Annotated in this window: 8 protein-coding genes and 1 other RNA gene; all 9 read right to left on the bottom strand. The window is 48.6% G+C overall.

Annotated features, from left to right (window positions below; all coding sequences use genetic code 11):
• Complete coding sequence (locus LX66_RS13150; protein ID WP_145714155.1) at window positions 1-1,425, bottom strand: MFS transporter; 1,425 nt, start codon at window positions 1,423-1,425, stop codon at window positions 1-3.
• Window positions 1,426-1,488: 63 nt separating this feature from the next.
• Window positions 1,489-2,529: a bifunctional transcriptional activator/DNA repair enzyme AdaA gene (locus LX66_RS13145; protein ID WP_145714152.1), complete on the bottom strand. Its 1,041-nt coding sequence runs from the start codon at window positions 2,527-2,529 to the stop codon at window positions 1,489-1,491.
• Between the two features lie 88 nt (window positions 2,530-2,617).
• Window positions 2,618-3,268: a putative polyvalent protein kinase domain-containing protein gene (locus tag LX66_RS13140; RefSeq protein WP_145714150.1), complete on the bottom strand. Its 651-nt coding sequence runs from the start codon at window positions 3,266-3,268 to the stop codon at window positions 2,618-2,620.
• Window positions 3,269-3,341: 73 nt separating this feature from the next.
• Window positions 3,342-4,061, bottom strand: a complete 720-nt coding sequence (locus LX66_RS13135; protein ID WP_145714148.1) for a M48 family metallopeptidase — start codon at window positions 4,059-4,061, stop codon at window positions 3,342-3,344.
• Window positions 4,058-7,159: a type I restriction endonuclease subunit R gene (locus tag LX66_RS13130; protein ID WP_145714146.1), complete on the bottom strand. Its 3,102-nt coding sequence runs from the start codon at window positions 7,157-7,159 to the stop codon at window positions 4,058-4,060. Before LX66_RS13130 ends, LX66_RS13135 begins: the two co-directional genes overlap by 4 nt.
• The gene (locus LX66_RS13125; RefSeq protein WP_145714144.1) at window positions 7,137-8,372 is read right to left on the bottom strand and encodes a restriction endonuclease subunit S; all 1,236 of its coding nucleotides are present in this window, start codon (window positions 8,370-8,372) and stop codon (window positions 7,137-7,139) included. Before LX66_RS13125 ends, LX66_RS13130 begins: the two co-directional genes overlap by 23 nt.
• Complete coding sequence (locus LX66_RS13120) at window positions 8,363-10,792, bottom strand: type I restriction-modification system subunit M (RefSeq protein WP_145714142.1); 2,430 nt, start codon at window positions 10,790-10,792, stop codon at window positions 8,363-8,365. Before LX66_RS13120 ends, LX66_RS13125 begins: the two co-directional genes overlap by 10 nt.
• 264 nt (window positions 10,793-11,056) lie before the next feature.
• Window positions 11,057-11,429: a transfer-messenger RNA gene (gene ssrA, locus LX66_RS13115) on the bottom strand.
• 48 nt (window positions 11,430-11,477) lie between these two features.
• Entirely contained in the window at window positions 11,478-12,827 is a 1,350-nt protein-coding gene (rseP, locus tag LX66_RS13110; protein WP_145714140.1) for an RIP metalloprotease RseP, read from the bottom strand.
• Between the last annotated feature and the right edge of the window lie 38 nt (window positions 12,828-12,865).

Raw genomic sequence — 12,865 nt, 5'->3', positions numbered from 1 at the left:
TTACTCAGCAGCCATCGCTGCCGATTCTTTTGAAAAAGTTTTAGGAAGAAAGCTCAGCATGAGCGCCACCATCACCAGGCACAGCATGCCTGCTTTCAGACCGTTGTGCAGGCCAATGGTGTATTTGTCGGAAGGACTGTGTACGATGGACTGGTAAAATATCCCGCCGATAATGCTGATCCCCAGGGCAGATGCGGTTTGCTGCAGGGTTGAAAAAATGCCCGAAGACACCCCGGCATGTTGCGCAGGAACCCCGTTGAGCACAACGTTCAACATGAATGGCAGCACCAGCCCGTTGCCCAACCCGTACAGGCCAATCAGCAGCATGGCTACCCGGAAGCTGGTATGCCCGTTAAAATAGATCAATTGCAGGACAAACGACACCAGTATGATCGCCAGGCCGGCCAACAGTACGTTCCTGCCATGCCTGACCAGCATCCTGGATGCAATAGCCGAAGACAGCATGAACAACAGCGCATGCGGGATAAAGCACACCCCGCACTGCAGGGCCGAAATACGCAGGCCATTTTGCAGGTAAACGGCGCTCATCAGCAAATAGGCCGTATGCATCATAAAATGGAAAAGCACGGCCAGCAACCCGATATTGAACGTTTTTAAACCGAAGAGGTTCGTATCCATCAGGGGAGCCAGGTTGCCGCGGCTTTTTCTTTTCTGGCTACGAAAGAAAGCACCCAGTACCACCACTGCAACAGGGATCATGACCTTACTCCAAAGCGGCCAGTTTTGTTCCCGGCCTTCGGTGAGTGAGTAGATCAGGGCGCCCAGGCCGAACATGATGGTCACCGCTCCGGCATAGTCAAATCCAGAGCCGGGCTCCCCGGGCGTTTCCGGCAGGTATCGCCTGATTGCCCATAAGGCAAGCATGCCTACAGGGACGTTAATAAAGAACGCCAGGCGCCATCCTGCAACAAGCATATGCGTATCAGCCAGGTAACCGCCCAGTATCTGGCCGATAATAGCGGCAATGCTCAGCGTAATGCCGTACCAGCCAATGGCCCGGGCCCTTTCCCCGGGCGCCGTAAACAGCAACTGTATCAGGGCAATGGACTGCGTTACCATAAATGCCGAACTAATACCCTGCAGCAATCTCGCTATGTTCAGCGCCAGGGAGGTGGTAGCCATGCCGCAGATGCAGGAGGTCACGGTAAAAGCCAGCATTCCCCAGAAGAACGCTTTCTTTCTTCCCACGGCGTCCCCTACCCTGCCGGCAATGATAAAAAAGCAGGCGCTGCCTAACAGGTACCCTGCAATCACCAACTGGATAGCGGCATCGGTTGTGTTCAGGCCTTTTTTTATGGCGGGTATGGCCATGTTAATGATGAAAATATCGATCACATAAAGTAACGGAGCCGTCAGGAGCACCGCCAATGCGATCCCTTCAGGCCTGTATGAACGTGCTGTCATAGCCCGGAATAATTGAATGATATGAAGAAAAGGGAGTAGAGAAAGAGAGGGAACGCAACCGGTTTAGCGGTTCATTTTTTCCATGTCCAGCAGCTTCTTTTTGCGCCAGATGCCGCCACCGTAACCCGTAAGTTCACCGCTGCCGCCAATAACGCGGTGACATGGAATGATAATGGCTATTTTATTCATGCCGTTGGCCTGCGCAACCGCCCTTACAGCCTCCGGCGAACCGATATGCTCCGCTTGCTGCTTGTAACTTCTTGTTTCGCCATAGGGAATTTCCCGCAGCGCCGACCACACCTTTAACTGGAACTCCGAGCCCGGCGTGCATAAAGGAACGGTAAATGCTTTCCGGCTGCCCTCAAAATACTCGCGCAGTTGCTCTTCCAGCAAGGCAAAATGCGGGTTATGCCCCTGCACAATATTGGCATTGAACTTTTTGCCCAGGTCCCTGAATTCCGTTTCCAGCATTCTCCGGTCTGTAAACTCCAGCAGGCAGATGCCTTCCTGCACGGCACAGGCGTACATGGTTCCCAGGGACGTTTCCAGTCTTCTGAGGTCTATTATTCTTTTTGTTTTGCTGTCGCTGGGAGAAAACCCGAAAACAGTTCTGAATGAATCGCCAAAACCGCTGAGCGAGTCATATCCCATATTGAACGCGGCATCTGTTACCGTTTGCCCTTCCTGTATCCTTTTGAAGGCGGTATTAATGCGTAGCATCCGCTGGTAGGCGTGAAAGGTGAGCCCATAATGTTTCAGGAACCAGCGCCGGACGCCATTCGGCTCCAGCTTCCTTTGCCTGAGATCCCTGTCCCTGATCTTCAGGGAAGGATCGTTGTTCAGGTCATCCATCAACTGTTTTATCTGTGGCGGCGTTTCATGCAGGTTTTCCATGGGATTGCAGACCCGGCAGGGGCGGTATCCCTTTGTGATCGCTTCCCTCACCGTACTGAAAAACTCGACATTCTCTTTTTTGGGTTTCCTGGCCCTGCAGGACGGACGGCAAAATATGCCGGTTGTTTTCACCGCCGTAAAGAATACGCCTTCAAAAGAGGTATCCTTGTTGAGAATGGCCTGGTACATCACGTCTGTTGAAAGTTGCATTTGCGGTTTGTTATAATGCAAAAATACGGACAACAGGCGCTTGCGGGCAACCGGAAAATTAACAAGTATTTTAGAGGAGGAAGGGCAATTACTCCTTTTCCATTATGTAGAATACTGTATCAATAAAAAACAGTACATCTCCCCTGGAAATTACATTCTCATCATGCATATCTTCCAATATCAATCCAAATTCCTCATTGAAATAGTCCTGTCTTTTAGTATTCCGAAACCCGTTAAAGGTTAAATGTTCTTTGATATTTGCGAGGTTGGCCTGCCCACCTTCGATGAATGGTTGCCTGAGCACAACACAAAGTACGCTATCTTTGCAAGCAGTAAAACCTGACAATTCATAGGCAGTGCTTGGGAACAACAAATTATGGATTACCAGGCTATTGAAATATTCAGTCCAGGTAGCATAATAAACAGCGTCGTTTACTTTGATAACATGTCGATGATCAGGTGCCAGATAAATCTCAGACTCGCCGCCCCGGGTCAAATATTGGCTACCTTCGGCTAAGGCAGGTATCCAAAGCCTGTTATTTTCTGCGTAAGATTTTAAGAAGCGAGCCTGCTCTTCTTTGAGAACTGAGCGACTTTCGAATTCTCTTTTAACAGTTGGATCTGAGCCAAAGCTTTGGCAAAGGAGATTTCTGATTGCTGTGCAATGATCTTCTTGCCCCTCAAGGACATCTCCTCTAATGATATTTTGAAGTTTTCGCCGGATTTCATCGGAGATCATTTACTGCAAAATTAGAAAATATTATTAAGAATAAAAACTAATTGAAATCCAATCATTTAAATACATTATAACTTTACATATCTTTCCATTCCACGTGCCCCAGTGGCAGGTCATTTAGTTCCATTCTGGCTTCGCGCCAGCGCGGATAAAAACGATTCATCAGTGCCACATAATTTCCGCTATGGGTCGGAAAAAGTAAATGGGCCATTTCGTGAACGATCACATATTCCACAAGGTCTTTGGGCTTTTTAACCAGTTCCGTATTTAATCGGATATTGCCCGAACGATAATTGCAGCTCCCCCATTTTGTTTTCATTCGCTGCACATAGTAAGCGTTTACCCTTACGCCGAGTATTTTCTCCCATTTGGGAATTACCTGCTGTATGTAATCGTGCAGCAGTGATTTTTGCCATTCATACATAATGGCTTCCCTTCTGCTTTTGTTGCTGCCAGGCTTTACATGCAGCGTAATACGCTTATGATCAATCGTTACATGCGCTTTATCTTCTGTATGTATTATGTTCAGTAAATATCTTCTTCCCCAGAGATAGTGTGATTCACGTTGAATATAACGACGGGGTGATTCCCGCAATTGAGCCTTCATTTTTTCCTGCTGCTTCCTGATCCAGGCAAGTCTGGTGATGGCATAGGCCCTTGCTACTTCTAATCGCGTGTTTAAAGGAGTCGACAAGGTCACCCTTCCATCCGGAGGATGCACCGACAGGTGTACATTTTTGATCGCTTTCCTGTTCACTTCAATACTGATGTCTCCCAGTTGGATCAAATCCTTCATTCGTAGCCTTTCATGTTCTTAAGAAGTTCGAACAATGCCTCGGTTGCTCCCCTGTCCCTGTTTAGCACAGGAAATAAGGCATTCAAGACTTCTCTCTCCCGAGTATCATCTCCCCGCCAGCCTGCAGGGGCTCTTTCACGCATTACACGGTCAATTTCCAATGCAAGTGGTATGAATTTATCACCATAAACTGTCCCAGGGTCTGCGACCTGGCTGCTATCTGCATTGGCAGAGAGGATATTGGGAAGATTGTTATAGATTACGATGGCCTCCGGTTTGCCGCGCAACCTTCCAGGAACATCTTCGGAATGCTGCCCCTTCGCCATCTTTCTTGCAAGTTCTTCAGCGTTTCGCAAAAACGCTTCATAATCTTCGGTTTCTTCACGCTTCTGCCGTATCAGGTCATCCAGTAATTTCGACATTTCTTCGTAGAAGCGCGGATCGGTAAGCCGTTCGCGGATGATCGTCTGCCTTACGTTATTAATGATACCTTCGGCAATGGCGTTGCGTGATAGTTTTCCTTTCTGATTTAGTTTCTGGGCAATGGCGTCGTGAATACCTGTGCGGATGATCAGATCGACCAGCGAATATTGATCCACCGTACCAAATGGATCCGCGGGATCTGCCTTAATATAGGTATTCATCAGGTGACGCATATCAGCTTCATACGGCTTAATATCAAGTTCTTCGCCTGCATAGCGCTTGATAGCAAGGCGTACATCAGAATAGAAAGCAATCTCCTTTTCAATACCTGCAATTTCACTAGCGCTGTATCCTGCTTCGCTCATGTGCAGTGAAATAGCCCCATACGCTCTTACAAAAGCCACTACTGCTTTATAGAAAGCAATACGCAGCGGCTCGGTTTCGCCCAGGGAAAGCGGATTGGAAGGGTCTCCGCAGAAATAATCGAAGAACTGCTCTACTTCGTGGGGCTGGGCCACAGGCTCACATAAATAATTGAGCGCTTCCCTGGCGGCATCTAGCTTTTCCCGGCCCGCCACTAACCAGTGTTCGAGCTCCACATTATTCTCTTTCTCATCACCATCTTCCACATCCAGTTCGTCGGAGGTATACACGGCAATAGCCTGCTGCAAATTGTTGAACAATTCCTTGAAATCCACGATATACCCGAAGTCCTTATCGTCGCCGTCGAGGCGGTTGGTGCGACAGATGGCCTGGAAAAGGCTATGATCTCGCAACTCATTATCCAGGTAAATGTACGAGCAGGAAGGCGCATCAAAGCCGGTGAGCAGCTTACTCACAACGATCAACAGTTTACAATTGGCCGGTTCATCCTTAAACCTTCTCTTGATCTCCTCTTCATATTTCCCGGTAGTCTGGCCGGCTCTCAATACATATTGCGTATACGTATCAAACTTATATCGTTCATCACTGTTGGCGGGTTCTCTCGAAATGGAATTATGATTGGGTTCGTATGAGGTGACAATGCCCGTGAAGCGTCCAAAATCTGTATGCTGGAACAGCCGGTAATAATGGCAGGCGTCATAAATGGAAGCCGCCACCAAAATGGCTGTGCCGCGGTTGTTGTTCAGGCGGTTCTTTAGGGTAAAATCTTCGATGATGCTGGCAATGATACGCTGCTTGCGTTCCCCTGCGCTCATCAACTTTTCCATATTGGCCCATGCTTTGCGCACCACGGCTTTCTGAAAGTTGTTGAGATTTTGGGTTTTGGCATCAAACCACCTGTCGATGGCGGCTTGGGAGGTGAGTTGCTGCGGCACCTTTCTCGCTTCATATTTCAGGTCGAGCACTACGCCATCCTCAACCGCTTCATGGAATTTATAAGTATGAATATTTGTTCCGAATACCTGGCGAGTAGTCTGCTTGTCATTACGCAGTAGGGGCGTACCAGTAAATCCAATAAAAATGGCATGCTGCATCCAGCGTTTCATCTGTTTATTCATGTTGCCACCCTGGGTACGGTGGCATTCATCCACGAACACGTAAAACTTTCCGCTGACTGGCGGCAGGGCTCCGGTCAGGTCGGTGCTGTCGAACTTATGCACAAGGGCACAAAGCAACCGGGGGGTGGTAGCAGCGATGGCTTCCAGTAATCCGGCTCTTGAGGTAATACGTGGCGAGAGCGCATCTTCAGGCAATACCCCGGCGTTACGCATCACGCCTTCGATTTGTCTATCCAGCTCATCGCGGTCAGTGATGATGAGTATCCTCGCATCTGCGTCATGTTCCATGATCCACTTGGCTAGCAACACCATGAGGATGCTTTTGCCGCTGCCCTGGGTATGCCAGATAACCCCGCCCTCGCGTTGACGGATGCGTTCCTGCGCAGCCTTAAAGCCGTTGTACTGGTGCTGGCGCGGCACTTTCTTTTGCCCGGCATCAAACAGGACGCAGTTGCGAATGAGATCGAGGATGGTATCTTTGTTGCAAAGCTGCGCCAGCGGTGTATCGAGTAATTCGCCGGGAAATGTGCTGCTCTTTTTATGTTTATCTTTCCACTCCACAAAAAACTGCTCCGGTGTGCCGGTAGTACCGTATCGCAGGCCCTGGGAGTCGTTGCCGGCGAAGAGCAACTGCACGGTGGAAAAGAATTGCTCGTTGAAGATTTTCTCCTGGTTGGTAATGAGTTGGCGGATGCCATCGTTGATCTCCACCGAACTGCGCTTGAACTCGATGACCCCGATGGCGATACCGTTGAGGTAGAGCACCACATCGGGCCGGCGCTGGTAACCGCCTTTGAGGGTGACTTCTTCCACGATAGCGAAATCATTGTTAGCCGGATTGTCCCAATCAATGATGCATACATCCTTGTAAGGTTCGTTTACCGATGTTTTGACGCGAATGGGATAACGTAGCAATTGGTAAGTGCGCATGTTTGCCTGGTAGAGCGTGGTGCCGGTAGTGTCCGCGGCCGCTTCCAATTTCAGCAGGGCGGCGGAGATCTGCGCATCGGTGTAACCTCGTTTCTGCAAGCTCTCTTTAAACAGCTCCGTTTCAATGTTTCGGTTATCCTTACGCTTCTCCCAGTTACCTAGGTAGGCGTAGCCGAGCGTTTGGGTGAAGAGCTGCACTACCCGGTTTTGGGAATGTCGTTCAGACCTGGGTTGCTGGTTCATATTCGGGTTTATATATTCTGATTTTGCCGGTGAGTAGGGATTGCATCATGGATTGTTTGAGTGATTGTAATTTGCCGATATATTTTACCCAACTATTCATTTCATTTTCAATTGATTTGAAAATTTTTCCAATTCGAATTTGTTCATTCTTATTGTCTAATATATCGATTTCAAACCGCTCAATGTCTCCATTTAAAATATGAGTTTGCGTAACCCCGTCATCTAATTGAAGAAAGTATTCATGCCGGTTCAGTAGGTAATATAAGAATAAGGGGTCGGCACCTTTGCTTCTCCAAATGCAAATTCGCTGATTGACTGCATATCTATTATCACAGTCTACGAAATAACACTTTGCCAATGCTTTCCCATTAGGCAAGTCACTAAGCACCGTCAAAATATCATTTGATTTTGCAGTCAAGAAGCTATGATTGGAATATTTTTTGACCTCGCCGTCACTTGAAATAAACTTTGAGTTGGCAACGATAAACTTACCGTCGTCAACAATGTGTTGTTCGTGCGCTTTCCCATGTACATAATCCACAATTTCTGTAAACTTCTTCTTAATCCACCCATCCTTCAACCTCCCTTCCATATCATAGGGCGAGAGCAATTGCTGCATCATACCCTGTTTAATGGCTCTCTTCTTCTCGATGAGCTTTTCAGTCCGGGCGATCAGTGTATCTATGTCCGACAAGGTCGTGGCAATGGCGGTTTGTTCACAATATGTTCTAGGAAAAGGAACCTTCGTCTTTTTAACCTTTTGGGGACTTATTTCTAGGAATGTACTACCCGATGCATTTCTTAAAAAATCATTTTTTCGTCTACAAAGTACGTAATAGAGGAAGTCTAAGTTAACATTTTCTCTTAATACTAATGACTGGAAGCCCTGATTAGTACATGAAGGTTCTGTTGTAATGGCTAACTCCCCAATAGTTGCTCTTGTTGTAAGGAGTACTGATCCTACCGGCAATAATTTTGCGGAACTGTTCCTCAATCCTTTTTCCGTAATCTTCCTTAAACTTTCAGCAACATATTTTGATTTTCCTATTTCAGAAGGGGTAAACCAATTTATTGCCCCATTCCAGAATTCCTTATTCTGTGTGCTAGGAGTCCCTCCTCCAATAACTTGCGAAACATCTTCCAAGGCGGGAGTATTCCAATCCTCAGGTATTTCCCCTACTTCAGTCATTTTATATCCTTCCTTCAATTCCATACAAACCCCATTTTTTCCAGGTGAAACTTAACTTTTTCTTCCGCTTCCGCCAGCGCCAGTTCAATTTGGGGCAATGGTGTTTCATAGCGCTCTATCAGCTCCTTCAGGCGACCGGTCAACTGTTGACTCAAGCGGTCCATTTCAGCTTGCACACTGGCTTCAATAGCCGGCAACCATTTATCATTTATCACTATGGAGCGCACTTCGTCCGCCGTGAGCTTTGGATATTTCTCATAGGCAAGTTTATCCAGCGCTTCATCGCGCTTCTTTATTTCGGCTTTGAGTACGCTCTGCTGCGCGTCGAGATCCAGCCACTGTTTTAAAACCTTTTCTTCCTCTTTATAATCTTTACTGCCTTTTATTTCCTTCAAGCGTTTACTGATCTCGGCCTTGTTGATTTTTTCCAGTTCGGCAAAAGCGCCTTCTTCCCCGGCATGCTCTTCCTCCAGTTCGGCCAGGGATGCCTGCGCTGTTTCCAGTTCCACCTGTCTGGCGTCCAGCGCTTCCTGTTCTTTGGCAAAATATTTCGATACCAACAATGCCTTCGGAATGAGATCGCAGGTCCAGCCTTTGTCTTTTTGCTTGCCCTTGTCCTTGCCGGCCTTCACTTCTTCTACTATGCGGCGGGTTTCCGCTTTCCAGCCATCGGCGGCAATGAGGTAGGCATCATCCTGCATGGTCTCGTTCCAATAATCCATCAGGTGTTGGTACACCTCGTAGGCGTTGATGAGCTTCGCTTTGCGGAAATCCTCGAGCAGGCTTTCAGAGAGGGCATGGATCAGGTCTTTGGGATGCGCGTCCCTGTCAAAATCTCTCAGTTCCGGCAAGGCTTTCCTTTTCCAGTTTTCAAATATCTTTATGTTGTTTTCCTTCAGCGCTAAAAATTCCTTGTCCTGTTGAATAGCACTGCGAATCTCCTGCGCATGCAGCCGTGCGTTCAGGTAACCCCTGCGGCCTTCTTCAAAGAGCGTATGTTTCAACCCAGGCAGCACTTCCCAATAGGATTTCATATCATCAATGTCGCGCTGCGGGATGCCACCGTTCAGGTGGGCGTCTATATCCTGGATGTCTTCGGGTTCGGTGGTATCGATATAGCGCGGGATGTTGAGGTTGTAATCGTTCTTCGGGTCAGCAATTTCCTCCAGGGACACCATGCGGGAGAATTTCTCGATGGGCTCCAGCTTTTTAAAGGTATCCACGATCTTATGAATGTCCTGCTCACGCAGGCGGTTCTTGTTACCGTCTTTCATAAAGCCTTTGGAGGCATCAATCATGAAAATGCCTTTACGGGCGGAAGCGTTTTCTTTGTCCAATACCAGTATGCAGGCCGGGATGCCTGTACCGTAAAACAGGTTGGCCGGCAAACCGATGATGCCTTTGAGTATGCCCGAACGGATAAGCTCTTTGCGAATCACCGCTTCCGCATTGCCGCGGAACAATACTCCATGTGGCAGGATGCAGGCTGCCTTGCCAGTGGATTTCATGGAGCGAATAATGTGGAGCAGGTAAGCATAATCGCCCTGCCTGGCCGGCGGTTCGCCCCAGGCAAAGCGCTTAAAGGGATCTTCAGAAGGTGTGATTCCAGCGCTCCAGGTCTTGTCCGAGAAAGGCGGATTTGCTACCACATAGTCGTAAGTACGCAGGTTGTCGCCGTCTTTGAACTTGGGATTGGCCAGCGTATTACCCGCCATGATGTTGGCGGTGGGAAAATCGTGCAGGATCATGTTCATGCGCGCCAGACCAGAGGTGGTCACATCTTTTTCCTGTCCTTCCAGGGTGATGTGCTTGCCCGCTTCCGCCGCCACTTTCAGTAGCAGCGAACCCGATCCGCAGGTAGGATCGTAAGCGGTGGTAGCGGCCACTGAATTTCTAGGGCTGATGCCGATTACCTTGGCCAGGATGCGACTCACTTCGGCCGGTGTATAAAATTGTCCCTTGCTTTTACCACTCTCCTGGGCGAAATGCTGCATGAGGTATTCATAGGCATCGCCCAGAATATCGTCGTGATCGGCACGGTTCTTTGAGAAATCAAGCGAGGGGCTGTTGAATATGTTGATCAGGTTGGTAAGGCGGTCTACCATGGCCTTTCCTTCACCCAGCTTATTGGGATCATTGAAGTCGGGAAAGTCGCTTCTCGACAGCCTTGAATTGCTGTTGATCAGCGGCTGAATAATCTGCGTATTGATCTTATCACCGATATCATCCTTGCCCCTCAGTGCGAGCATATCTTTAAAGTTGGCACCTTTAGGAATGGTTACCGGAGGTGCGAAGTCATCGGAATCAGCGTATTTATCGGATACGTACTTAATAAAGAGCATGAAAAGCACGTAGTCCTTGTACTGGCTGGCGTCCATGCCGCCGCGGAGTTCATCACAGCTCGCCCAGATGGATCTATAGAGCTCGGATTTTTTTATAGGCATTTGGGTGTAATTGTTTTAATAGCATTAGGATAACCGCTCACGTATTGCCGAAAGGCGAGGTTTCGCGCACCAAAACTAGTAAAATTTCCAATTGCGTTCCATCGGCCCGTCTTTTACCAATAAGATGACGTATGCTAAACAAAGTCTTTGATAGCGTCCCTATTCCAGTTATCAAATTGACAAAATAAAAATCGCCAAAGCACAAAAAAATAGGTAAATCAAGTTGATCTACCTATTAAATTAAATTGTCCAATAATATAAAGAAAGTGGAGCTGGCGGGAATCGAACCCGCGTCCAAACATATCCTCCAAAAGCTTTCTACATGCTTATTTGTGCATTAGCGTGTCGGGACTCGGCAGGGGCACAACAAACCAACCTCGTCCTTATCCGTTGAGATTTTCATTACACACTCACAGAAACCATGTGTACCTATCCCTCTATGGTTTGATTCGGCGGCGGGAGTCGTAGTGGGCAGCAACTCCGGCGGCTATAATGGGTGTCTAATCGCTGATTAGGCAGCCATGGCGTAGTTAGATTCGCCAGTTATTGTTTGAGCATTCAGATTTACGTGCTAATTACACAACGCACGACATGCTTACACTTTCAAAGACCTATGCTGTCAAAACCAGGCAGCCCCGGTTTGCTTTTGCAAATGCAAAGATACGACATTTTCAGCTATCAGCAGTTACGAAAACCACTTGCTGAAAATGTTCCGCCACAGGTCCAGGCCATTGGCATACAGCAGCAGGCCGAACAGTATCACCATACCTACTATCTGGGCATATTCCAGGAACTTCTCGCTCGGCTTGCGGCCGGTCACGATCTCGTACAGCAGGAACAGCACATGCCCGCCGTCCAGCGCCGGGATGGGCAGTATGTTCATAAATGCCAGGATAATGGACAGCAGGGCCGTCATTTCCCAGAACGACATCCAGTCCCACTCGCCGGGAAACAGGTTGCCGATGCTCAGGAAACCGCCCAGCGATTCGCTGGCCTTCACCTCTTTGGATACAAAGATCAGGCGGAGCTGCTGCACGTATTTTACCAGGGTATTAATGCATTTGTTGAACCCGGCAGGAATGGCCTCCAGGAAAGAGTATTTTTTTACATTGAGCGAAAAGAACTTGGACAGGTCCGCGTCTATGGCCACGCCTATTACACCGGTTTCCGGTATCCGCACCGGGATCTGCAAAGTGTCCTTGCCACGCAGCACGCCTATCTGTACCTGCTGGTTCTTCAGTTGCGGTATTTTGTGCTTGAAATCGCTGAGGTATAAAGCCGGCTCCCCGTTCAGGGATATCAGCCGGTCGCCTTTGCGGATGCCGGCCTTTTCACCGGCCGATTCCTTGCTGAAAGCCCCTACATAGTATGGCACCCGGGGCACGGCAAAGGGCGATTTCTGCTTGATCATCTGCCGGATGAACCCGGGGGGAATGGCAATGCTCAGCTCCTGCCCGTCACGCTCCACCTGTATGCTTTTGGCTTCTTCCAGGATGATCTCGGCGGGAATGGCCTGGAAATTCTCCACCTGCCGGTGGTCTATGCTCAGTATCTTGTCGCCGTCGCGGAGGCCAATGCTCTGCGCCAGGGAATCCACGGCTACGCCATATTTTACATTCTGGGTGGGCAGGTAGGTCTCTCCCCAGTACCACAGCATCATGGCGTAGATCAGGAAGCCCAGTATCAGGTTTACCGTCACCCCTCCTATCATAATGATCAGGCGCTGCCAGGCGGGCTTGGAGCGGAACTCCCAGGGCTCCGGCGGCTTCATCATCTGGTCCCGGTCCATGCTTTCATCGATCATGCCGGATATTTTCACGTAACCGCCCAGGGGCAGCCAGCCTACGCCGTATTCGGTGTCGCCTTTTTTGAATTTGAATAAAGAGAACCAGGGATCAAAGAACAGGTAGAACTTTTCCACCTTTGTTTTAAATAGCTTGGCCGGGATAAAGTGTCCTAATTCATGCAATACCACCAGGATAGACAGCGACAGGATCAACTGCCCGGCTTTTACTAATATTTCTTGTGTTGTCATGTAATTAAAAAAGGTCTGATAGATAAAAGTATCCGCCG

It is taken from the genome of Chitinophaga japonensis, from assembly GCF_007830125.1.
In the GTDB taxonomy this organism is placed as follows: Bacteria; Bacteroidota; Bacteroidia; order Chitinophagales; family Chitinophagaceae; genus Chitinophaga; species Chitinophaga japonensis.
The sequence above is the reverse complement of the archived record's forward strand: the minus strand, read 5'-3'. Positions and strand labels throughout refer to the sequence as shown.